This window comes from Maribacter sp. BPC-D8, assembly GCF_035207705.1.
GTDB lineage: Bacteria > Bacteroidota > Bacteroidia > Flavobacteriales > Flavobacteriaceae > Maribacter.
Genome location: NZ_CP128187.1, coordinates 1625097 through 1651234, shown reverse-complemented (window position 1 = coordinate 1651234; position 26138 = coordinate 1625097). Strand labels below are relative to the sequence as shown.

General features: G+C 35.3%; 16 protein-coding genes. 2 read left to right on the top strand and 14 right to left on the bottom strand.

Annotated features, from left to right (window positions below; all coding sequences use genetic code 11):
* Positions 1-185: 185 nt before the first annotated feature.
* The 4 genes from QSV08_RS07470 to QSV08_RS07455 form a co-directional block, all read right to left on the bottom strand.
* Positions 186-4352, bottom strand: coding sequence for a two-component regulator propeller domain-containing protein (locus QSV08_RS07470; protein ID WP_324027773.1), 4167 nt, complete (start codon positions 4350-4352; stop codon positions 186-188).
* 233 nt (positions 4353-4585) lie between these two features.
* The gene (locus QSV08_RS07465) at positions 4586-7894 is read right to left on the bottom strand and encodes a VCBS repeat-containing protein (RefSeq protein WP_324027772.1); all 3309 of its coding nucleotides are present in this window, start codon (positions 7892-7894) and stop codon (positions 4586-4588) included.
* 112 nt (positions 7895-8006) lie between these two features.
* A complete protein-coding gene (locus tag QSV08_RS07460; protein ID WP_324027771.1) occupies positions 8007-9491 on the bottom strand; it encodes a RagB/SusD family nutrient uptake outer membrane protein in 1485 nt (494 codons plus the stop codon).
* A 19-nt stretch (positions 9492-9510) separates the two neighbouring features.
* On the bottom strand, positions 9511-12507 hold the full coding sequence (locus QSV08_RS07455) for a SusC/RagA family TonB-linked outer membrane protein (protein ID WP_324027770.1): 2997 nt from the start codon (positions 12505-12507) through the stop codon (positions 9511-9513).
* A 342-nt stretch (positions 12508-12849) separates the two neighbouring features.
* On the opposite strand from QSV08_RS07455, the gene QSV08_RS07450 reads away from it, so the two are divergent.
* Entirely contained in the window at positions 12850-14976 is a 2127-nt protein-coding gene (locus tag QSV08_RS07450) for a thioredoxin domain-containing protein (RefSeq protein WP_324027769.1), read from the top strand.
* 167 nt (positions 14977-15143) lie between these two features.
* The gene (locus tag QSV08_RS07445; protein ID WP_324027768.1) at positions 15144-16337 is read left to right on the top strand and encodes a DegT/DnrJ/EryC1/StrS family aminotransferase; all 1194 of its coding nucleotides are present in this window, start codon (positions 15144-15146) and stop codon (positions 16335-16337) included.
* A 4-nt stretch (positions 16338-16341) separates the two neighbouring features.
* On the opposite strand, the gene ribB is transcribed toward QSV08_RS07445, so the two are convergent.
* From ribB to nhaC, 10 genes are all read right to left on the bottom strand, one after another.
* On the bottom strand, positions 16342-17478 hold the full coding sequence (ribB, locus tag QSV08_RS07440; RefSeq protein WP_324027767.1) for a 3,4-dihydroxy-2-butanone-4-phosphate synthase: 1137 nt from the start codon (positions 17476-17478) through the stop codon (positions 16342-16344).
* Between the two features lie 2 nt (positions 17479-17480).
* Positions 17481-18920: an LptF/LptG family permease gene (locus QSV08_RS07435; RefSeq protein WP_416382052.1), complete on the bottom strand. Its 1440-nt coding sequence runs from the start codon at positions 18918-18920 to the stop codon at positions 17481-17483.
* Between the two features lie 74 nt (positions 18921-18994).
* A complete protein-coding gene (locus tag QSV08_RS07430) occupies positions 18995-19639 on the bottom strand; it encodes a LolA family protein (RefSeq protein ID WP_324027766.1) in 645 nt (214 codons plus the stop codon).
* Positions 19640-19649: 10 nt separating this feature from the next.
* The gene (locus QSV08_RS07425) at positions 19650-22037 is read right to left on the bottom strand and encodes an FtsK/SpoIIIE family DNA translocase (protein ID WP_324027765.1); all 2388 of its coding nucleotides are present in this window, start codon (positions 22035-22037) and stop codon (positions 19650-19652) included.
* A 64-nt stretch (positions 22038-22101) separates the two neighbouring features.
* A complete protein-coding gene (locus tag QSV08_RS07420) occupies positions 22102-22467 on the bottom strand; it encodes a diacylglycerol kinase (RefSeq protein ID WP_299325493.1) in 366 nt (121 codons plus the stop codon).
* A gap of 15 nt (positions 22468-22482) precedes the next feature.
* Positions 22483-22986 (bottom strand): thiol peroxidase, encoded by a 504-nt coding sequence (gene tpx / locus QSV08_RS07415; RefSeq protein ID WP_324027764.1) that lies wholly within the window; start codon positions 22984-22986, stop codon positions 22483-22485.
* A 121-nt stretch (positions 22987-23107) separates the two neighbouring features.
* Entirely contained in the window at positions 23108-23365 is a 258-nt protein-coding gene (locus tag QSV08_RS07410) for a DUF6952 family protein (RefSeq protein WP_027066683.1), read from the bottom strand.
* Positions 23346-23660: a thioredoxin family protein gene (locus QSV08_RS07405; RefSeq protein ID WP_036153842.1), complete on the bottom strand. Its 315-nt coding sequence runs from the start codon at positions 23658-23660 to the stop codon at positions 23346-23348. The genes QSV08_RS07410 and QSV08_RS07405 overlap by 20 nt, the downstream gene beginning before the upstream one ends.
* A gap of 70 nt (positions 23661-23730) precedes the next feature.
* Complete coding sequence (locus QSV08_RS07400) at positions 23731-24375, bottom strand: peroxiredoxin (protein ID WP_324027763.1); 645 nt, start codon at positions 24373-24375, stop codon at positions 23731-23733.
* Positions 24376-24599: 224 nt separating this feature from the next.
* Positions 24600-26078: a Na+/H+ antiporter NhaC gene (gene nhaC, locus QSV08_RS07395; RefSeq protein ID WP_324027762.1), complete on the bottom strand. Its 1479-nt coding sequence runs from the start codon at positions 26076-26078 to the stop codon at positions 24600-24602.
* Positions 26079-26138 lie beyond the last annotated feature (60 nt).

Sequence of the window (26138 nt, the reverse complement as noted above, 5' to 3'; positions counted from 1 at the left end):
AGTATGTAATGTGAGTGAAAATTATAATCTAGATTTAAAAACGATTGTAACTAGTGAAACAATGCTTAAGAATTTTGAAGCACTGCTAGTTTGTTTATCTGAAAAAAATGATATGATCAATAATCTATTTAGAAGAAAGTGAATTGTTTAGAAAGAAGGTAAATGAATATGGTAATTAGGCGGAGTTAAGAATTGGTCTTTAACTCTGTAGGTAGTATTCCAAATTCATTTTTAAAGCATTTACTAAAATAAGATGCAGAAGAGAAACCCACCTTAAAACCTACTTCACTAATAGATTCGCTACCGTTTTCAATCATTTGTTTGGCGCGTTCTAGACGTATTTTTCTAATTAGTTCGTTGGCGGTCATACCGGTAATAGATTTGATTTTTCTATACAGTTGACTTCTACTTAAAGACATGTCTTCGGCTAAATGTTCTACATTTAAATTAGCTTCACCAATGTTTTCATTTATATAGTCTAAAACCTTTTGCATAAAGGTTTTGTCAATATTGGTGGTATTCTCTAAAAGTGTAATTTTATTTTTATCGTTAATATTATTCTCTAAAAATTGTTGTCTACTTTCTATTAGTCGTTTTAGATACGACCGTAGTACTTTCATTTCAAAGGGCTTGTTTAAATAAGCATCTGCACCAGAGTCTATACCTTTAACTTTATCGCTACTCATGGCTTTGGCAGTAAGCATGATTACAGGAATATGACTAGTCTTTAAGTCTTCTTTAATGTGCTTGCAGAATTCAAAACCGTCCATTTCTGGCATAATTACATCGGTAATGATAATATCTGGAATTCCTTTTAAAGCCATTTGCAGTCCGGCTTTTCCATTTTCTGCTTCAACTACTAAATAATTTGCTCGAAGTTTATTCTTAAGGTAGTTTCTAAGTTCAATATTATCTTCGACTATTAGTATGGTTTTCTTATTTTCTAAATTGAATTGATTTGTATCTTCATATGCCTTTTCTGTAATTTCTAAAGGAGATTCATTCAACTCTTCTGTAGGTGTATACGCTTTAATGGGAAGATGTTCTGATGTTTGCAAGTGCTCTTTACCCATTGGGAAGTAGAGTTTAAACTTGGTGCCTTCACCTTCTTCGCTTTCTACCTCAACTTTACCTTTATGCAATTCAACAAAGCTCTGTACTAACTCAAGCCCAATACCTGTGCCCGAACCGCCATAATACTGTTGATTTCTGCCAGCAGCACGATAAAAACGTTCGAAAATATGCTCAATATCTTCTTTGCTAATTCCTGAGCCAGTATCCTCAATACTTATTTCTAAAGCACTTAGAGGTTTAACTTTGTCAATTAAAGGGAAGATAATTTTGTTTGGACTGGAGTATATACCTAAAGTAATTACACCATTTTCAGGTGTAGCTTTGAAGGCATTTGACAAAAGATTAAATATTACCTTTTCTAATAAGCCTGGGTCACCCCAAAAATTAGTTTCTCTATCATCAGTTTCTGTAGAAAGTAAAATGTTTTTTTCGAATGCTTCCTCTTCAAAATGCTCTGCTATTTCTCTAATAAATTTGTAAGCATTTATGTTAGATGCATTTAAGATTAACTTGTTTAAATGTAATTTTCTAAAATCCATTAGCTCATCTATCAGGTTTTTAAGACGTTGCGCATTTCTATGGATAATTCTATGTTTTTCTTTTAAACCTTTACTTTGTTTATACTGATTTGTTTCAATAATATCTATTATTGGGTTGATAATAAGCGTAAGTGGGGTTCTAAATTCATGAGAGATATTGGTGAAAAATTGGATTTTCTTTTCATTTAGTATTTCTTCTTGTTGTCTTTGGTCTCTTTCAAATTTTATAATTCTTCTTTCTTCAATTCTTTTATTTGAGAACCAGCTAATAAAATAAATAATAGATCCAATTAATAATATATAAACGAAAATAGCCCAGTTGGTCGCCCACCAAGGTGCAAGTATGGTTATAGGTAGTGCGAGCGGATTCTCAGTCCAAACTCCATCGTTGTTAGATGCTTTTACATGAAAAATGTAATCTCCTGCAGATAGGTTAGTATAGGTGGCACTTCTTGAGTTTCCAACATAATTCCAATCATCTTCAAATCCTTCTAAGTAGTAGGCATATTCATTGTTGTTCGCCCTAGTGAAATTAACTTCAGCATACTCAAGTGTAAATACAAACTGATTGGGTTTTAGGGTAAGATTATCGATCTCTGATATTGTTTTTTGAAGTGGAGCTCCTTTTTCTGAGGGGATTACAGATTTGTTGAATATCTTCAAATCAGTAAAATATACTAATGGTTTGTTCGTATTCTGTAATATGTTATTCGGGTTGAAGTAGTCAATACCTTCATAATTACCAAAATAAAGAATTCCGTTTTTATCTTTGGTTACGGCATTGTAGTTAAAGTTGTTTGCGAGTAAACCATCTTCTTTATTATAATTTGAAAATTTCTTGGTTTTGGTGTCTAACATGGCAAGTCCTGTTTCACCGCTTACCCAAATATTCTGATTATTATCTTCAATGATAGATGAGATATTTTCCAAAAACAGACCGTCATCTGCGTTATACCAATCAATTATATTTTCTTCTAAATTAATTTTACATAACCCTTTGCCGTAAGTACCTAACCAAATATTTTTAGCGCTGTCTTCATATAACGACCTGGCATTAATAGCGCCTTGAACAGCAGAATTTTCAGTAATTAAATTATTTAAAATTTTAGTTTCTAGTTTTTGTTCATCAGACCAATAGGCTTTAACCAATCCCTCAGGGCCGCCGATCCATATATTGTCTTGCTGGTCTACTAATACAGTTCTAACATGACCTTCTTTACCTAAAGGGGAGGTAAAAGTATCGCTAGAGTGGTGTTGAAATTCTTTTTTGATTGGATTGTATGAATGTAAACCACCAAAGTAGGTGCCTATCCAAATTGTGCCTTTAGAATCTTCAGAAAAACTGATAACGCTATTAGAGGTTAGAGCCTGGTTGGTTGATTCTATAGAAAAGTTTTTAAAAGATTTACCACCTTTGGGTAAGTAGAAAATACCAGAACTCCACGTGCCTGCCCACAGGTTCTCTTGTTTGTCTAAGAAAATAGTTTGAACGTCTAAGTTTTTTAGTTTTTCAGAATTACTAATAAAATTGTCAGATAGATGTGTGAATTCTTTAGTATCTAAATTGTATTTATCAATACCGCCACCGTCCATTCCTATCCAAAGTTGATGGTCACTACCTTGTATAATACCAGTAACAGAAGGAGATTGTAAGGAGTTTTTGTTGTACGGAAGACTTTCTAATTCTGAGAATTTGTCATAATACTTGTCGTAAACACTAATACCCTTATTATAATAACCTAACCATATGCGTTCTTGATTGTCCACAAAAATTGACCAAATAGAATTAGAACGAATACGTTTTGGATCAGATTTGTCATAGGTGTAATTATGAATCGGGTTCCCGTTCATATCTAGAACAAAAAGCCCATCATTTTCCGTAGCGCATATGACTGTATTATTGGGTAATACTTCTATTGCAAAAATACGCTTGTCGGTAAAATCGAAAATCGCTGCGGTATAGCGGTCGTCTATTTCGTTACTTACTTTAAATAATCCCTTGGTAAAGGTGCCTAGCCAAATGTCTTCATTGTCATCAATGGTTATTGATTGTATGGCATAGTCATTTAAAAGAATACCATTTTCGGTACTTATTTTTTTTGGTTTTAGAACATTATAGCCTTTGTCATATTTGAATAGCCCAGAGGTCGAGCCTATAAGCATGTCACCATTCTTTAAAGGAACAATAGCGTTTATTACTGATTGAGTGCCTGAAGAGCCAGCTTCATCTTTTATTTCTTCAATTGAATTATCAATTACGTTTAACCTAAAAAGACCGTGTGCCGGAGTGCCTATGAATATAGACCCATTAATATCTTCACTAATAGAAAAAACAGCTAAATCTTTATTTGTTAGTTCATTTCTAGAAATTCTAATACTAGAAAATAGGTCTAATTCTTTATCGTATTTATTTAAGCCTTCGTTTGATCCTACCCAAATATTATCTTTAGAGTCAATAAATATGGTATTGACTATTGAGTTATTTATTGAGCTGTTGTCATTGTCATCATGTTTATATTTTTTTAAATCTGTACCATTATATTTCAACAAACCTTCTCCATAAGTGGCGATCCAAATAAGACCTTCTTTATCTTGAATTATTTTGGTGATGGCACTCTTAGGTATGCCATCATCGATAGTAACAAAATTATAGGTGTCATTACTTGTTTGCGCACTAACCTTTAAGGCCAGCATTATGTAAATAGCAAACACCCATATAAATAGCTTTTTGTTACTCATTTTTTTTTAATTGATTACACGTTTTTTTTTTACAACCTATTTTAAAGTATGTTATCTTTAAAAATAGGTCTATTCTGATATTAAGTGTCAACTTCAATTTTTATTTCAATCTGTTTTAGATGTCTTTAGCGTGATAGTAATTTCTTAATTTGATTATTTTTAAAGTTTTAGCTCCCTTTTAGGGCTATTAGAAGTGTTTATTTTTAAAGAGTTTAATTACTATAACCTTTTCGTCAATTCCATCTTACAAACTGCAAGTAGTCGTTGTTTTTAGCCGCAATTAAATAAGGTTGGTTATTTCTGTTATGTATGATTTCAACATCTTTTACATCGCCAGGTATAAATAGCCCACTTTCGTCGGCAGTAATACCTTTGAAGTTTCCTGTACCATCACCTTTTAATAGTAGTCCATAACCGGCATCATTTCTTGGAGTTTCTACTTCAGAAACTAATAGATTGCCAGCAATAAGAATATCAAGCAAACCATCTTTATCGTAATCGTCTACCATAATTTCATTGATGCTCGATATTTGAGCTTCTATTGGTAGCTGATGAATTATGAATTTACCGTCTTTATTTTCTAAATAAACACTGGCAAAAGATTTCACTTGGTAGTGTAATGAAGATTCCAAAGATTTTTCTGTGTATACATCTTCAAGTGTAGCTTCGGCAAAACTCTCGTAATTCTGGAATTTTTGTTTGATTGCCGGTATTTGCTGAGAAGAACATTCACGACCCCGCAGTGGATATTGTTTACCGTCATTATAATAGCTTAGTACAATATCTTCTTTATTATCCTTGTCAAAATCGTTTACGAAAATATCGAAGGTTTCGTCATTGGTAGCTTTGTATTTATAATTGAGGCCATTATTACCCACTACATAGTCCATATCACCATCTTGATCAAAATCGCCTTGTTCAATACTCCACCACCAACCAGTGGTATCGGCAGTTAAGCCCATTTCTTCAGAGACTTCGCTAAAGCCTGTTTTGCTATTCTTAAATACTCTAATCGGCATCCATTCACCAACAACGATAATATCTTGCCAGCCATCATTATTATAGTCTGTAATAACTGCACTTGTGGCCATGCCCAAGTTTTTAAAAGCTGCTGGCTGTAATTTTTCGTTTACTTGAAATGCCACTTGATTGTTAGTGCTAATATTCTCTAGAATATAACTATCTGTCGGGCTAGGGTAGCTACCGGGTACTTGTCTGCCCAAAACTAATAGGTCATCATCACCGTCCTTATCAAAATCTGCATTATAAACTTTAGCGCCGCTAATGGTTAGATTTGGCATGTTTTCATCAGATACTTTACTGAATTGCCCTGCGCCATTGTTGACGTATAATCTATCTTTTAATTTTTCATTGTTTTCGGTAAATTCATATCCGCCGCTAGCGACATACAAATCATTGTCACCGTCGCCATCAGCGTCAAAAAATAAAGCGCCAGTATCTTCACTTAATATATCGTCATCTAAGAAAGTAGCATCAGTTTTAATAAATCCGTTAGAATTTTGTAAAAATAAACTGCCGGTATAACCTACAGAACCACCAACAAAGTAATCTTCTAAATCATCACCGTTTACATCGCCGACAGCTAAAGCCGGACCAAATGCCGACATTTGGTGGGGTAGTAGTATTTGGGTGGCAAAGTCATCATAATAGTTTTCTGTATGTCTAAATACAGGAAACATTCCTGTAGTATCAGTTTCAAATATTCTAGCTACGTCTACCAGTTCTTGTTCGCTTTCTTGAGCATCTGACGGAGACAGGGTTAATTGTTGGTTGCTATCTATATTATTTAATTTTTGAACCGTGCCATCTGTCCATACTACTTTTATTTCATCAATTTTTGTGTGTTTGCCTACACCAAAATGTAATTCTGGAGCAACAGATGATTGAAAGCCTCTAGAAAGGGTTAGCTCTTGTACTTGGGTTACACCTTCTGTTGTGACATAAATTCTATTGCCCAAACCAGACGTGTTCCCTTTTTTACCTGTGAATTTGATTGAAACATAATTATTAGTTTCTGAACTTTTATTCTCAAATAATGAAGCCTTGTCATCGATATTATTAGTTACAATTTCTAAATCTCCGTCGTTATCTAAATCAGCATAAACAACACCGTTAGAAAATCCTTTATAGTCGATTCCCCAAATGTCATTAGCCATTTCAAAATCTAAATTGCCATTGTTCTTAAAAATGAAGTTTTCAATTTTTTCAGAGGGTATGCTTTTACTGAGTTCTAAAAGTGTGTCTTTTTCAATTTTAATATCATCTAATTTCTTGAAATAGTCATTGTTATTAATTTCTTTTCGAGTTCCGTTTGATACAAATAGGTCTTTGTTGCCGTCATTATCAAAGTCAGCGAATAAAGGTCCCCAGCTCCAGTCGGTCGATGAGGTGCCTGTTATTCTAGATACATTAGAAAAGTGCGGAATGCCATCAGTGTATATACCTGAATTTAATTGCATGCAATTGTGCATATATTGATAATGAAAACCTGCATTTACCACACCCCAAAACAAACTAGGATTCATGCTTGCCATGTTTGCCTTTTTTCTTCGATTACTTCTGGCATCCATATCAACTTGAAAAATATCTAAGTTTCCGTCATTATTGATATCTGCAATATCAGTACCCATACCATAAAATGCAGTATGTGCAGTAGCTTCTTTTACTACCTCTTTGAACGTGCCGTTTTGGTTGTTGAGGTACATGAAATCTGGAGAATTAAAATCATTGGATACATATAGATCTGGCCAACCGTCATTATTTATATCACCAACCGTTGCACTTAAGGTGAGTCCGAAATTTGTGAGTCCTGCTTCTTCAGTTACGTCAATAAATTTGTCTCCATCATTTCTATATAAGTGATCAGACTCTGAAGCTTTTGGATTCTTCATTTTAAAGGAATAGTAGAACGTAGGCGATGTAAAGTTGGTAGGAGGGTAGTTGGCAACATACATATCTATATCGCCATCTTTATCATAATCTAAAAAAGTAGCCTGTACGCTGTTGCCTGTATCGGCTACACCATATTCTTTGGCTTTTTCAGTAAAGGTGCCGTCGGTATTATTTATATATAATTGATTTTCTTTTGGTGTGAATTTGCCGCCAACGGAGCAATAGATATCTAAATACCCATCGCCATTTACGTCTGCCATGGTTACACCAGTATACCAGCGATCATCACCAGCAACACCAGATTTCTCAGAAATATCTTCAAACTGAAGGTTTCCTTTATTGAGGTATAATTTGTTCTCTACTTGATTGCCTGTGAAGAAAAGGTCTAAAAGTCCGTCATTATTGATGTCGCCAGTAGCAACACCGCCACCCATATATAAATACGAATAGGTGAAGTAATTTAAAGAATCATTTTCAGTAAGTATGTTACTGAAATCGATACCGGTTTTACTAGCAGCTAAACTTGAGAATATTTTGCTGTCAACCGGTTCTATTTTTTTAGAACAATTGATGAATGCCAATAAACCTATAGAACAGATTAATGGTCTAAGCACAATTGATAGTTTCATTTTTTAAGTTTTATATATTTTAAAAGTAACATAAAATAATAGTATTAAAAAAGCAGCATGACTGCACATGCTGCTTAATGGAATTCAACTAAACTAACTTAACAATATTATCTTAAAAACCAGGATTCTGATCTGCAGCAGTTACATTTTCATTAGATGTTATTTCTCTATCCGGTATTGGCCATAATTCGTTTTTACCAACTTGAAAATTAGTACCCGCTAATTCGGTAGATACTAAGTTCCATCTTAGAATGTCGTTGTAACGAACTTGCTCACCAGCTAATTCAACTTTTCTTTCATGAACGATAGCTTCAAAAACTGCAGCTTTAGAAAGTCCGTATGGTAGGTCGGTAAGACTAGCTCTTTCGCGAACTTCGTTAATAAGGTCTACAGCATCATCTTGTGTACCTACTTCATTTTCACATTCAGCCATCATTAAAAGAACATCGGCATAACGTAAGTAGTTAAAGTTGATACCAGATTCTTGGTCTTCATTGGCATCTTTGTAGTAGTTCTGATATTTTTTCCAGCCAGCACGTCTTTCATCTCCTGCAGTTAGCATTTCTGCTGTAACTACGCCACCACCGAAGGTGTCACCTACAGAATAGAATGTATCAGCATATCTAGTATCTCCTGCTTCATATTCATCTAAAAGATCATCTGAAGGAAAAACGTTGAACCAATCATTAAAGCCATATTCTTGTCCTCTAAAAGTTGCTTCGTTTGGTCCTGCACCAGTCACAGATGAATTCCATTGAGCACCAGTTCCTAAAGCATCATCGTACTCTATTTCAAAAATAGACTCTACACCATGTTCCGTTTCTTCTGTGAAGTTGTCAAAGAAGTTCGGTTCCAATGAGTAACCCGAAAGCTTATTAAATTCAGCCAAGGCTAAAGTATGTTCTCCTCTAAATAAATATACCTTCCCTAAAAGAGCAATTGCTGCTCCTTTGGTAGCTCTGCCATTAGCTTCTTCACTTTTATCAAGTAAAGTAGTAGACGCAGACTGTAGGTCTGAAATAATTAAGGCATAAACATCATCAGCAGAAGATTTAGCAATACCCTCGGTAGTTGTAGGTATTTCTGTAATTAAAGGCATATCGCCAAATCTAGTAACCAATAAGAAGTTAAAAAGTGCACGTAAGAATCTTGCTTCACCAATAAACTTTTGCTTAATGGTATTGCTTACCAAAGATTCTTCAATTGCATTAATAGCTTCTTCGTTGCCTATTACAAAATTTGCTTTGTTGATACCTCTAAAGCAGCTTTCCCAATAATCTGCTATTGGTCCGTGACTTGAGTCAAAAGAGAAGTCTAAATACTGTCTTTTGTCAGCCTCTAGTTGTGGGTTCCCATCATTCTCATGAGACATGTTGTCTTGAGAGAAGAACATGTGTCTAGAGTACAGACCTCTTGTCTGCAAGTTCGCATATACCGCATTTACGGATGATTGCACTTGAGCTTCGGTCTTGAAAAATGTCTCTGGAGACAATCCGTTAGGATTGACTAGCTCCAGGTCATTTTCACTACACCCGTTTATAATCACCATTGCGGTGAAGAGCGTAAACATTGAAAAAATTATTTTTGTTGTTTTCATATTTCTTTTTTTTTAGCAATTAAAATGATACTTGTAACCCCATTAAATAGGTCTTAGGCTGTGGGTAGGCACCTCTATCGATACCAAATTCGAATAAATCACCACTACCTACTTCAGGATCTAAACCAGAGTAATCTGTAATGGTAATCAAGTTCTGACCACTTACATATATTCTAAACTTAGAAAATAATTCTTGGCCAAAAGCGTCATTTGGTAGTGTGTACCCAATAGTTAAGTTTTTAAGTCTAGAGAAAGAACCATCTTCTACAAAACGATCAGATAATTGAATGTTCTGTGGAGCTCCAGCAGCTCTCGGTATTGTAGTAGAAGGGTTAGTTGGAGTCCATCTATCCAATACAGCAACACCAGCGTTGAATAATCTAGGCATACCTTCTAAATCATAAATATTGGTATTGTAAAGGTCTCTACCATAGATACCTGTCCAGAACATGTTGAAATCCCAGTTTTTGTAATCTGCACTTAGGTTTAGACCATATGTTAAGTCTGGAAGTGGATTACCAATGATATCTCTATCTTCAGAAGTGATGTCGCCATCATTGTTTAAATCCTTAAATCTAATATCGCCAGGTTGTACTGTAGTTTGACCAGGATTCGCTGTAAACACCGCGTCTACTTCAGCTTGGTTTTGATAGATACCATCGGTAACTAATCCGAAAAAGTGAAATAATGATTCTCCCTCAACAACTCTTGTAATTTGTTGTGATTCAAAAGTTCCTCCATTTAGTTCATCAACACCACCTAAAGAAATTGCTTCGTTTGAACTTGTAGATAAGTTTAAATTAGCGGACCATTTAAAATCACCTTCGAAATCATTGTAGCCTAAGCTTAATTCAAAACCTGTAGTTTCTACCGCACCTACGTTTCTAACTTGGCTACCTTCGTTAATACCTAAAGAGGTAGAAGTAGGTACCCTAATCAATAAATCATCACTTTGGTTTTCGTAGTATTCAAGGGCAGCTGTAAATTTATCGTTTGCAAACCCAAAATCAAGACCAACATTCAATTGTCTTGTTTCCTCCCATTTTAAGTCAGGATTTGCCAAGCCGAATGCTGTAGTACCAACGGCATTAGAACCGGCGATCGGGTAAAGGAAATCATTGACCAATGTTGCACTATATAAATAGTTAGAGATTCTATCATTTCCAGAATACCCTAAACTACCTCTTAATTTCAAGGTGCTTACGTTAGAATCAACCAAGAAATTTTCTTTAGCAATATTCCAACCTAAAGCATAAGAAGAAAACCATCCCCAACGATTGTTAGCACCGAATTTAGAAGAAGCATCACGTCTTAAAGATACCGCAGCGATATATTTGTCATCATAGTTATAATTTAACCTTCCTAAGAAACCTAATCTGTTATATTCGAATGAAGTACTTTGTAAACTTGAATCTTCATTAGATAGTTCATTTATATTATCTGATACTGTGTTTCGACTATTTGCGTTTAAACTGGTACCTTGACTTTCGAACTTTTCAGCTAATAACAATGCTTCGAAATTATGAACATCAGCTATAGTTTTGTTATAGTTTAAGCTATTGGTAAAAATGATAGTTTGACCTGCAGAAGTGTTCTTGGTAATTGCAGCAAAAGCTTGTTGGTGGGTACCACCTAAGCTATCGTCGTTATAAGATGGTATAAAATTATTACTAGTACCTTTATAATAATCTAGACCTACTTGCGATTTAAATGTTAGTCCATCTACAATAGCGTATTCAGCAAAAATGTTACCTACTAATGCAAATGTATTATTAACGGCATCACCATGCTTTAATATTCTAACAGGGTTTTCGGCATCTTGTCCGTCACCGGCACTGTTAGGTCCTTGAAAACCACCTAGGTTATTAGGGTTATATACAGATAAATACGGTGCTGCTTTAATAGCATGCTCTAAAAGAGAACGTTGACCAAATTCTACTCTATCAGAGTTCTGTTTGTTAAAGTTCACGGATAAGTTTTGTCCCAATTTCAATTTACCGAATGTAAAATCGCTATTAGCTCTAAAAGAATATCTCTGAAATCCTGTTTCAATAATGATACCTTCTCTTTCAAAATATCCACCAGATATTCTAAAGTTGCTAGTATCACTACCACCAGAAGCAGCCATATCGTAGCTTCTAATAAGTCCCGAAGTATAAATTTCATCTTGCCAGTTCGTGTTTACACCAGATGTAGATGATGGTGTGTTTGGTACGATACCAAAAGCCTCATTGGCATATTGCAGGTATTGTTCGGTATTCAACACATCATATCGCTGTGTATTCTGTTGAAAACCAGTATGGGCATTGAACGATAATTGAGTCTTACCGCTTTTACCTTTTTTAGTAGTAACGAGAATAACCCCGTTAGAACCTTGTGCACCATATACTGCAGTTGTAGAAGCATCTTTAAGTACGTTGATAGTTTCAATATCATTTTGGTTGATACCGGAAAGGTTGCCAACTATTACTCCGTCAACTACGAAAAGAGGGGAGTTGTTACCGAAAGTACCTAAACCTCTAATCGTAATAGAAGGTTCGGAACCTGGTGCGCCTGTATTTACTACAGAAATACCTGCAGCTCTACCTTGTAATGCTTCGGTAGCATTCGCAACTGGTACTGCATTTAGATCTTCAGATTTAACACTGGATATTGCACCGGTTACCGCAGCCCTACTTTGAGCACCATAACCAACTACCACAACCTCGTCTAAAGCCTGGGCATCTATTTCCATAGCTATATTGATCGATGATTGACCATTTACTTGCACCTTTTGTGTTTGATAACCGATGTAGCTAATAGTTAAAGTTCCGTCTGAAGGAACATTAGCTAGTGCAAAGTTTCCATCAAAATCGGTTTGAGAACCGTTTGTCGTACCTGATACCACCACTGAGGCTCCTGGAAGGGGGGCTCCGGTTTCATCAGAAACAACACCGCTTACGGTCGATGTTTGTGAGTAGGCAAATTGCCCTAACATTGCAATCAATGCAATGAATGTCATTTTGAGTTTAGTCATAATTAATTAAGTTTTAAGTTGTTATTTGTTGTAAACCTTTTTAACAGATTTTAACACAACAAATATAGAAGTAGGTAAGAAGGAGCAATAAGACAAATGAAGCGAACACTAGTAATTATGGTGCAAATACATTGTGTATGCCAGTGATACGGTAATTTATGGGTGATATATTTATGATAACATCATTTTTAATCCATTAGATTTAAGTATTTCTCGATATTGTTTTTAATTACTGTCTATTTCGCAATTATGGCAGGAAATATATTTCTTAATTGAGAGCGAATTTCTAGAAGTTTGTGATAGATAAATTAAATATATCTTTGAATCTATTATTTGAGAATTATGAAGATTAAAAGCTTGTTTTATGTATTGGTTTGTACTATCATTTTGGTTTCGTGCAAGAATCAAAATAAGAATGATGATGATACAGGAGCCAATAATGACCACGAATTCACCAATGATCTTATACATGAAACTAGTCCGTATTTATTACAACATGCACATAACCCTGTAGATTGGAAAGCTTGGTCAGATGATGTTTTTAAAAAAGCATCCGAAGAAAATAAGCTAGTGGTTTTAAGTGTGGGGTATTCAACCTGCCACTGGTGTCATGTTATGGAAGAGGAATCTTTTGAAGATACCGAAGTAGCTAAGCTTATGAACGATAAGTTTGTTAGTATTAAGGTAGACCGCGAAGAACGACCGGATCTTGATATGGTCTACCAAACCGCACTGCAATTGGTAAACGGAACAGGAGGGTGGCCCATGAATGCTATTATTATGCCTAATGGTAGTCCGGTATTTTTGGGTACATATTTTGAGAAAGAAGAATGGAAGAATATTCTAGTCAAATTCAGTTCTGAATATGAAAAGAATCCGGAGAAAATGACGGAGTATGCCACCATGCTGGCAGATGGTGTACAAGAAGTTTATGAGCAGCCAGCAAAACAATTAGCGAATGCCATTACACCAGATAAGTTTGTGAACGGTATTACGGAGTGGGCTACGGTTTGGGACAAACAATGGGGTGGTAATCTGGGTCAACAGAAATTTATACTACCTGCTAATTTGACAATGTTATTAGATTATGCCGTGCTGCAACAAAATAGCGAAGCTGAAAATCATGTTATTAATACGTTGGATAAGGTGATACATGGGGGAATCTATGATCATGTAGATGGCGGATTTTTTAGATATAGCACTGATAATACTTGGAAAGTACCTCATTTTGAAAAGATGCTGTATGATAACGCACAACTCGTGTATTTACTTTCAAAAGCCTATAAGTTGACTGAAAATAAGGAGTACAAAACTAAGGTGGAAGAAACGCTGAAATTTTTGAAGTCTGAAATGCGAAATGAAGAAGGTGGATATTTTAGTGCTATGGATGCTGATACCAAAGGGGAAGAAGGTGTCTATTATGTTTGGAAGAAGGAAGAACTGCAGTCGTTATTAGGTGATGACTTTGAATTATTCTCCAAGTACTTCAATATAGCCGATAGTCAGGTTTGGGAAGACGGTAATTTTGTATTGAACAATACCACTTCTAAGGGTGAAATTTTAAAGGCGTTCGAAATAAGTGAAGAAGCCTTTGATAAGAAAAAGGAGAATTGGAAATCGACTTTATATCAAGCGCGACAAAAAAGAGAAAAGCCTACCAAAGATTTTAAGATTTTGACATCGTGGAACGCTCTTCTAATTGACGGACTTTTAGAAGCGTACAAGGCTTTTGGTGATGAAAAATATTTAACCGAGGCAGTGTCGGTTTTTAACTATTTAAAGGAGTATAATTATAAAGATGCACAATTGGTGCATTCTTATACAAAAGATAGTAAGCAGAAAGAGGTGTTCTTAGAAGATTATGCTTTTCTAGCCAAAAGTGCCTTTGCCTTGTACGAAGTTACTTTAGACGTCTCGTATCTACAGACGTCAAAAGAGTTAATGAATATAGGTTCAGAAAAATATAAGAGTAATTCTGAGTTGTTCTATTATAATGTTTCTAGTGATTTGGTGCCGAGTATAATTAATACTTCTGATGGGGTGGTGCCTTCTGCCAATGCTATTATGGCGCAGAATTTTTTACGAATTGGTCATTTAGAATACAATACCGATTATTTAAAAAAGGCAGCGGTAATGGGGTCTTTAATTACAGATGATTTTGAAAGTCATGCCGTAAGCTATGGCGCTTGGGGGTCTTTGCTTTTGCAACAAGTATATCCTTTTTATGAAATAGTGGTTGTCGGTAAAGATGCGACAAGTATGTTATCAGAATTAAATAGCGCATACATTGTTAATTCGATCACCGTAGGCTCTATCGTTGAGAGTGATATTTCTCTTTTTAAAGATCGTTTTAATGAAAACGAAACCTTTATTTATGTATGTCAGAATAACACCTGTAAATTACCTGTAAAAACGGTTACTGATGCATTTGAACAAATGAAGTCTTTTGGTTACCAGGGTTTTAAGTAGATTTATGAGTAGTTGATCTTTAATAGCTTTTGTTGCTATTTTGATTGAACTTTCATCGTTTTTACGGAAGAATGGAATGCTTATCCTTTGTTGATATTTGTAGGTTTTGTTGTTGGTTATACCAATAATTTAAGCAAAATTTGTACTACAATATAAAATAAGATAGCATGCCAGGTTTTGAGTTGTTTGGAGAGAGTGAGAAAAGTCAAGTTCAAGATGTTCTAGATTCTGGGGTATTAATGCGTTACGGTTTTGACGGAATGCGAAATAACCACTGGAAGGCATTAGAGCTTGAAGAAGCTTTATCGAAGCGAATGGAATCTAAATATGCACAATTGGTAAGTAGTGGTACAGCCGCATTAACAGTTGCGCTTGCAAGTGCAGGTGTTGGAGCAGGTGACGAGGTGATAATGCCAACTTTTACATTTGTAGCAAGTTTTGAATCTATTTTGGCTATTGGTGCAATACCCATTCTTGTTGATGTTGATGATACCTTAACCTTAAGTCCAGAAGCTGTAGAAAATGCTATCACCGATAAAACTAAAGTAGTCATGCCAGTTCATATGTGCGGCTCTATGGCAGATTTGGGTGCATTGAAGGCTATTTGTGATAAACATCATTTATTGCTGTTAGAAGATGCCTGCCAGGCTATAGGTGGTAGTTATGACGGTAAGCCTTTGGGTAGTTATGGTGATTTAGGTTGTTTCTCTTTTGATTACGTGAAAACGATAACTTGTGGCGAAGGCGGAGCAATTATAACCAACAACGAACAGTATAAAATGAATGCAGATCATTACTCCGATCACGGTCATGATCATGTGGGTAACAATCGCGGAACGGAAACGCATCCGTTTTTAGGGTATAATTTTAGAATTTCAGAATTACATGCAGCAGTGGGCTGTGCGCAAATTGAGCGCTTAGATTATTTCTTGTCCATCCAAAAGAAAAATTACACCGTTTTAAGAAATGCCTTATCGCCGCTTTCTAATATTACATTTAGAAAAGTGCCAGAAGGGGGAGTGGAGAATTATTCATTTATCTCTTTCTTTTTGCCAACTACAGAAATAGCAAAAAAAGCACATACAGCTTTAGGTGAGGCTGGTGTAGATGCTTGTTTTTACTGGTTTGATAATAACTGGCATTACTATAAAAAATGGGAGCATTTAACCCATAAAAGATCTTTAGGTAAGTTGCCGCAAGAGGTTGTTAATCAGTTACCTGACTATTCTAAATCTGATTTTTCAAAATCTGATGCGTGGGTAGGCAGAACCATCTCATGTCTTGTAAAACTAAGCTGGACAGAAGAACAGGTTGCTGAACGTGCAGCTGAAATGAAAGATGTATTGTCAAAGTTTGTTTAAACTATTAATACTTCACATATTCTAAAATCTCTAATCCGTATCCGACAATACCTACGCGTTTCGCTTGGGTACTGTTGGTCATTAGTTTCATTTTGTGAATACCTAAATCATGTAAAATTTGAGCTCCGATTCCGAAGTCACGATTATCCATTTCTATCTTAGGTGCTTTATGAACGCCTTGTTTTTGCAATTCTTTCAACTCTTTTAACCTAGAAAGTAAATTAAGAGATTCTGAATCTTGATTGATAAAAACAATTGCTCCTTTACCTTCTTCATTAATTTTATTGAACATATCCTCTAACTTTTCGTCTGGGTTATGTGTCAATGTTCCTAAAATATCATTGTTGATAAGGGTAGAGTTGATTCTGGTTAAGATTTTTTCATCTGAAGACCAAGAACCTTTAGTTAATGCAATATGAATATGGTTGTTTGTAGTTTGCTTATAAGCTCGTAATCTAAATTCACCAAAACGAGTGTTAATATCAAAATCTACTTCTTTGTCGATTAAGCTATCATGCTCCATTCTATAGGCAACAAGAGATTCAATAGAGACAATTTTAAGATCGAATCTTTTAGCAACATCTACCAATTGAGGTAAGCGTGCCATGGTACCATCTTCATTCATGATCTCTACAATGATTCCTGCAGGTTGTAATCCTGCTAATCGCGCAAAATCAATAGCAGCTTCGGTGTGCCCTGTTCTTCTTAATACGCCACCTTCTTTAGCTACTAACGGAAATATATGTCCTGGTCTCGCTAAATCATGGGGTTTAGTATCACTTTCGGTTAATGCTATAACCGTTTTAGACCTATCACCGGCAGAAATACCTGTGGTAACTCCTTTTCCTCTTAAATCTACAGATACGGTAAATGCCGTTTCTAAAGGATCGGTATTGGTACTTACCATCATATGTAAGCCTAGGTCTTTACAACGACCTTCGGTTAATGGGGCACAAATAAGACCTCTACCGTGAGTTGCCATAAAATTGACCGTCTCTGTTGTAGCGAGTTCAGCGGCTGCTAAAAAATCTCCTTCATTTTCACGATTTTCATCATCAACAACGATAATTACTTTACCGGCGCGAATATCTTCAATCGCTTCTTCTATACTATTCAATTGTATTGTACTAAGATCTGTCATGGTTAAGAATCAGCTTTATCTTTTTTCTTAAATATTTTTTTGAAGAAATCGGCTATAAATCCGAAATCCATCAATCCTTTATCTTCTGTTGCTCTTTTGGTTAATATAAAACCTAAAGGTAGCATAATCAACGTTGCTAGCCAGGCACCTAACATTGGGTGTATATTACCTTCTTTGGCGTAATTGCTTGCGAAAACTCCTATAAAATAATAAATTAGGAAAAGTACTATGGCAATTACCATAGGTAAACCTAGTCCTCCTTTTCTAATAATAGCACCTAATGGAGCACCTACAAAGAAAAGAATGATACACGAGAACGCTAATGCATATTTATTATGAAGCGAAAGAATGTGCATATTGTAGATTTTATATCTCTTCTGCATTTCTTCTTTTTTACCACTTACAGTACCTAAAATACTAGTTGTGGCATTTTTTGCACTACTTAATATCTGAATCTGTTGCCAATCTGGAAAAAGGACAAGAAAATTATCATTTATAGAATCTTGCAGCGCTATATTTTTCATAGCGATAATTGCTTTCGCATTTAAAACAGAATCTTTTTTACGGATCATATCCGTTTTTGTGGAATCATTGTTTTTGGCAACCAAAGGAGAAAACATACCTGTTCTACCTTCTATGTTTTTAGAAAATGCACGAACAATACGATAGTTATCGCCACGTAAAGAATCGATATCTTTTGAAAGTCGCGATATATTCTTCATTTTATCGGTACTGATATCGCGCTCTTCTTCTAAATCATCATTATTAATTTCAGGAATTTCGATGTTCATTGTATACGTATCGAAATCTGCCTGAGCAAAAGGGAATTTCATTTTGCTATCATTACTTTTCGAGGTGATGTCTTCGTAGTAATGACCATCTGTTAATACCAATTGTATAACGTCTGAGTCTTCGCTACTTATTAATTCGCCCGATTTAGATTTGATGACGGTAGTGTTCAGGTTGTTTGCAGACTTTCTATGAATGATTACGTTTTTAAGAAAACGATCATTATCACCATATTTTTCATCTACCTTAATGTTCATTCCTTCAAAATCACTGAAAACGCCTTCAGAGACAACTGCTGCAGGTTTTACCTTAGCAATATTTCTACGGAGGTTGTATATTTTTCTTTGTGATAGGGGAATAACGTTATTAGCAAAGAAAAAAGTGACTCCGCCTAAAATGGTTACGAATATGATTAAACTCAACATAGAACGTTGCAGAGAAATACCTGATGCCTTCATTGCAGCGAATTCATAATTTTCTGCAATAGAGCCAAAGGTTAAAATGGAAGATAAAAGTACGGTAAGTGGCAGTACTTTTTCAGTAAGATCTGGCATTAAATAAAACAAGAACTTACCAATAATGACAATATCTAAACCTTTACCCGCCAGATCATCAATAAAAAGCCAAATCGTTTGGAATATGAAGATGAACATCAATATTACAAACGAACTGACAAAATTAAAAACGAACCTTGATAGGATATATCGGTCTAGTATTCTCAATAGTTCTAATTTCTTAGAATGAAATAACCTTCATCCTTGTATTTAGCTTCATCAAAAGTAAATAAGGTTTTGGACAAAGTTTGATCTGTTTTAAAAGAATTAACAGTGATCGTTGTTTTTGTACCATTCTTACCTGTTTCAATTAAGTTGTAAATGTGCTTTGTGCCCATATCTATACCTAATAATCTTGACTTTATTTCGGTGTCAGAATCGATAGGGGTCAATTTTACGTATTGTATTTTTCTCCCTTGAATATTTTGTAGAATATCCCAAGCGTAGTTGTGTCCTTCTTTGTAGAAAGTCAGCATTTTAGAAGGAGTCATGGCGTTTTCATCATCAGACTTGTCTTCAATAGTAACTTCTTCATTTTCTGGTACGATAGTGTATACTTTGTTACCGTCAAAAATTTGCTGAGAACCTAAGTAATTGAACATGTATTTATCGCCAGCAAGGGTAACATCTCCTCTTGTCTCTTGGTTGATACCTGCATCTGTATTCTTTAAATCAAATTTGAAGTCTACAAAGATGTTGTCATAGCTCTGTACTTTATTATAAACTTCATCAAGTAGGGCTTTTGCTTTATCTGAACCTTGTGCGTTAGCAAAGGTTGCGGTAAACATAATCGTCAATACAATAATAACTTTCTTCATCTTTTTAATATTATTCATTATCCAAAATTTGTTGAAGGGCAACCATGTCAGATACATAAACCTGTCGTGCTTTACTACCTTCAAACGGACCTACAATGCCTGCGGCTTCTAATTGATCAATAATTCTACCAGCTCTATTATACCCTAATTTCAATTTTCGTTGAATTAAAGAAGCAGAACCTTGTTGAGCAATTACGATAACTTCAGCAGCTTCGCGAAACTTTGCATCCCTGTCAGACACGTTATTATCAAGACTCGTGCCAGAATCTTCACCGACGTACTCAGGTAATTCGTGTGCGTCTGGGTAAGCACGCTGACTACCAATGAATTCCACAATTTTTGCTACCTCTGGGGTGTCGACAAATGCACATTGAATACGGGTGACATCATTACCTTGTGTAAACAACATATCTCCTCTACCAATTAATTGATCTGCACCTGCGGTATCTAATATAGTTCTTGAATCAATTTTAGAAGTTACTCTAAAAGCTAACCTCGCAGGGAAGTTGGCTTTGATGATACCTGTAATAACGTTTACAGAAGGTCTCTGGGTTGCGATGATCAAATGTATACCAATTGCTCTTGCTAGTTGTGCAAGTCTTGCTACGGGCGTTTCTACCTCTTTACCGGCTGTCATGATCAAATCGGCAAACTCATCAATTACTAAAACAATGTATGGTAAGAATTTGTGTCCGTCATTCGGATTCAATTTTCTAGCCTTAAACTTCGTGTTGTATTCTTTAAGGTTACGAACCATCGCTAATTTCAACAATTCATATCTATTATCCATTTCAATACAAAGTGAATTCAGGGTGTGAATTACTTTTGTGTTGTCTGTGATAATAGCTTCTTCAGAATCAGGAAGCTTAGCTAAGAAATGACGTTCAATTTTATTGTAAAGTGTAAGTTCAACTTTTTTTGGATCGACCAAAATAAATTTCACTTCTGCCGGATGCTTTTTGTATAATAACGAAGTAAGTACTGCATTTAAACCTACCGATTTACCTTGACCAGTTGCACCTGCCATTAATAGGTGAGGCATTTTTGCTAAATCTACTACAAAGGTTTCGTTACTAATAGTCTTACCGAATGCGATTGGTAATTCCATTTCTGCCTTTTGAAATTTGCTAGAGGCAATTACTGAACGCATTGATACGATCGATGAATTTTTGTTAGGTACTTCGATACCAATGGTACCTTTACCAGGAATAGGGGCAATGATACGAATACCCAATGCCGCTAATGATAGTGCTATATCATCTTCAAGATTTTTAATCTTCGATATTCTTACACCTGCTTCTGGTACTATTTCGTATAATGTTACTGTCGGACCAATGGTTGCCTTAATTTGGGCAATTCCGATTTTATAATTTTTTAGGGTCTCAACAATTTTGTTCTTGTTTTCTTCTAATTCTTCTTGGTTGATGGTAATGCCACCAGTAGCTCCATGAGGATCTAAAAGATCAAGTGTTGGGAATTTGTAGTTGCCCAATTCTAGGGTAGGGTCGAACTCCCCAAAATCATCTACAAGTTTGTTTGCAAGAACATCAATTTCTTCGGGTTCTTCAACAACCGACTCAACCTCCATTGCCAATGATTCTTCTGGCTCAGGTTCTGGTACGGTTACTTCAAAATCGTTAGCTTTTTTCTCTTTTTCTAAAAGAGGAATTTCTGCCTTGTGCGTATAGGTGTCTAAAATAACAGGACCCTCTTCTTCTAACGAGGTAGTAAGAATATCATCTTGCTCTTTCTGTTCTTTCTTTTTAGTAGCCTTACGTTCTTGGTTGGCTTTAAATTCTGTTGAAATAGCTTCTTTTCTAGAATTAAAGAAAGAAGAAATTCCTTCAGGAGTAACTTCAAATAAACGTACTACAATAAATATGAGTCCGAATACCAATAAAAGTAATACGCCAATTTTACCAGCGTAATCTTGTAAGAAATCGTTCATCTCGAAACCTACCAATCCGCCTAAGAGTGGGCTAGTGGTTGCAAAGAAACCTAGGGCAATAGAAATCCAAATAATGAATAATAGACCCCAAATCCATTTTTTGAACAATGCTTTTAAAGGTAGACCTAAAAAGAGGTAAATACCTGTAATACAGATTAGAAACGGAATAATTAGTGAAGCTACACCAAAGCCCTTATACATGAAAAAGTGGCTAATGCTTGCTCCGAATTTATTCAGTAAGTTTTTTGCAAGTTCATTACGGTCTTTAAATTCAGACAATAGACTTTGGTCATCTTGCCAGTTAAAGTAAAATGAAATAAATGAAAAGAACAATGCAATACTGAAGAGCATCAATAAACTACCCAAAATGATTTTATTCTGTTTGGATAATTTAAACGGTGTGCGCTTTTTAGTAGGTTTTGGCTTTGATTTAGTTGCCTTTTTTGCCATTAAAACTTAATTCTGATGCTAAATTACAAATTTACGATGAGCTACGTGGAAACTAAGAACTAACCTATAGAATCTTGGGTAGATAGATGATGAGTCCGACAATGGCAGAAGCTATTGAAACTAGCATTACAGCACCTGCAGAAATATCTTTAATGAATCCGATTTTGACATCAAATTCTGGTTGAATATAATCTGCAATTTTTTCAACAGCGGTATTCATACCTTCAATTCCTAAAACAATTGCAATTGCAAATATTTGAAGTATCCATTCTGTACTCGAAATATCATAGTAGAAGCCAGCGGCAGTCATTACGATAGCAATGAACACTTGAATTTTTATACTAGCTTCGGTTCGTATTAAAAGGAAGGCGCCTTTAAGGGCGAAGCCAACACTTTTAATACGATTTACCAAAAAGGATTCTTTGGGCATGAGTGTCCTTTGTTTTTAGTTCATTAATGCCTCTAAAGCTGCTTTGTAATTTGGCTCTTCTGTAGTTTCTGCTACTTGCTCTGTATACAATACATTACCTTTTTCATCAACAACAACAACCGCTCTAGAAAGCAATGGAGCTAATGGTCCGTCTGAGAATGCTACGTTATAACCTTTTCCGAAATTACCATCTTTAAAATCAGAAAGCATTTCAACATTTTCAATCCCTTCTGCGCCACAAAATCTTGCTTGTGCAAATGGTAAATCTTTAGAGATACATAAAACAATGGTGTTGTCAAGCTCTGCAGCCTCTTTGTTAAATTGGCGTACAGACTGTGCGCAAGTGCCTGTATCAACACTTGGGAATATATTTAATACTACTCTAGAACCTTCATAATCTGAAAGTTTTACGGTAGATAAGTCATTCTTAGTTAATTGAAATTCTGGAGCTTTTCCGCCGTTTGCAGGTAAAGTTCCTAATGTGTGTATTTCGTTTCCTTTTAGTGTAACCGAAGCCATAACTTTTATCTTTTTATAATTGAGAGTGTGAAATTATAAAATATAAAGTTGAAATGAGCGGGAATATGATAAAAAAAAGTCCTTTCATAATTGAAAGGACTTTGTATATTTTAAATAGCTATTATTTGTCTATGGAGCCTAAAACTCGCTGCATAAATTGATTCATAGCATCTTTCTTTGGGGTGCCTTGCTCAATGCTATTCGCAACCTCTATAGCGCCGTACATATTAGAAATAAGTTCGCCGATGACATCAAGCTCTTCATCTTTTAATGAAGGTAGCTCTGTTAATGCTTCTAAAGTCTCGATGGTCTCTAGAACGAAATCGCTATCTTTTTCTTCAATGAACTCTGTCAGTAATTTAATTATGGGTAATCTCACTGATCAAATCTTTTAATAGGTCGTACTTATTAGTTTGAACCTGATTTTTAATTTTCCCTTTTTCGAAAGAAGCGAAGGTTGGTAAGTTGCTTACGTCTGCTAGCTTTCTAGATTCAGGGAATTTCTCTGCATCTGCCAAAACAAATGTAATATCCTCATTTTGTGAAGCCTCTTTTTTGAATTTTGGCTTCATGATTCTACAGTTACCACACCATGTTGCAGAATATTGAACTACAACATTTGGATTATTATCTATGATTTCCTGTAAATTATCTTGTTCTAATTCTAATAACATAATTAAAGTTATTTAAAGATTAATAAAATGAACATGAAGTCAATGACTTCATGTTCATAGCTGTTTTTACTTAGTTTGAGTGTGTAGAAAGGTAGCTAGCAACACCGTCTCTATTTGCAGACATTGCATCTTTACCTTCTTCCCAGTTTGCTGGACATACCTCACCTTTTTCTTGTACATGCGTTAAAGCATCTACTAAACGTAAATACTCGCCAACGTTTCTACCTAACGGCATATTGTTGATGCTTTCGTGTTGTACAACACCTTCTTCATCAATAATATAAGTAGCTCGGTAAGTAACATTGTCACCCTCTACTTGAACTGTACCTGTTTCTTCATCGTACACTTCATTTTGAATATCTAAAATGCCTAAAACACTAGATAAGTTACGGTTACTATCTGCTAATATTGGGTATGTAACACCTTCAATGCCACCATTATCTTTTGCAGTACTTAACCATGCAAAATGTACTTCTGGAGTATCACATGAAGCACCGATTACAATTGTGTTTCTTTTTTCGAATTCACCAATAGCAGCTTGAAAAGCATGTAATTCTGTAGGGCAAACAAAAGTAAAATCTTTTGGATACCAGAAAAGAACCACTTTTTTATTATTTTTTTGAGCTTCTTCTAATACGTTAAGTTTAAAAGTGTCGCCCATATCGTTCATTGCGTTAACACTAAGATTTGGGAATTTCTTTCCTACATATGCCATAATAAGTCTTCGTTTTATAATTAATTATAAAGCAAAATTAAGGCTTGATCGTGCGTTTGGAAGACTTTCTAAATTAGAATTTTCAATGCAACAATAACTATTTTGAATAGCTAATGGTAATGATGTATTTAGGTAAGAATAACGTAATTTTTAGCTCTAAAAATTAACGGATTGACAGAAATATATTATCTGAAGTGCTAATGAGTTAGAGTGGAATTTTTAAATTATTTAGCAGCTAATTTTTTAATCTTAATATTGAAGCCGGCGAAGATGAAAGTCATAATCGGGCTTAACCAATTGAAGATGGCATATACAAAGTATTCTGCTACACCAACCCCTAATACGCCACTATGGTAAGCTCCACAAGTGTTGTATGGTATTAGTACTGATGTTACCGTACCGGTATCTTCTAAGGTTCTACTTAAGTTTTCAGGAGCTAGACCTCTGTCTTTAAATGCTTTTGAGAACATTTTTCCTGGTACTACAATCGCCAAGTATTGATCAGAAGCCGTTCCGTTTAAAACGATACAGCTTATACCTGTACTAAAGAATAGACCAAATGTAGATTTAGCCATTTTAAGAAGCGATTTTGTAATTCTTGATAATGCGCCAATACCGTCCATAACGCCTCCGAAAAACATGGCACATATAATTAACCAAATGGTACCTAACATACCTGTCATTCCTTTCGAAGAGAATAAATCGCTTAATGCTTTGTTATCGGTAGGTACATCTGTGCTAACTGTTATGGCTTTTAAAATACCTTGATAACCAGACTGAAAAGTTAATTCTGATGCTCCAGTGATGCCAGCAACAATACTTGGTTGAAAAATTAGCGCAAAAAGAGCAGCTAATAAGGTTCCTATTAATAAGGCAGCTAAAGGTGGAGTCTTTTTAACGATTAAAAATATAACCGCTACAGGCACCAAAAATAACCAACCATTAATATCGAAAGAGGAGTCGATAGATGCTAAAATAGCATCTACATCTGCTTCTCCGTTGGTCTCTAAACTAAAACCGATGATTAAAAATACGATTAGCGTAACTGAAATGGTAGGTACAGTTGTCCACATCATATACTTAATATGTGAGAACAATTCGCCACCCGCCATAGCAGGTGCTAAATTTGTAGTATCACTTAGTGGAGAAAGTTTGTCACCAAAATATGCGCCAGATAATACGGCACCAGCGGTCATCCCTAATGAAATTCCTAATGCTTCACCAATACCTATTAGAGCAATACCTACGGTTGCAGAGGTTGTCCAGCTACTACCTGTGGCAACAGAAATCACAGCGCAAATAATTACACAAGCTGCTAGAAATATAGTGGGATTAAGAATTTGCAGTCCGTAATATATCATTGCAGGTATAATACCACTTACAAGCCATGTACCTGCCAGTGCACCAACCATTAGTAATATTAGCAATGCACCTGTGGTAGATCGAATGTTCTCTTCTACTTCGGCTATCATTTGCTTATAAGAAACCTTGTTGGCAAACCCAACTACAGCCGCAACTGCACCGCCCATTAAAAGTATGAACTGATTTGAGCCACTTAAGGCGTCATCACCAAATACATAAACATTGTATGCTAACATAGCAACTAGGACTATAACGGGAATTAAAGCTGCAAATATGCTTAATTCTTTATTGTCAACGATATGCTCGTTTTCCCTATGTTCATTGGTATTTTGGTCTAACATTAAAAGATAGTTTGGTTTCTACGTAATATTACGATTTCTGTCACGGTTGTGCAAACCCAT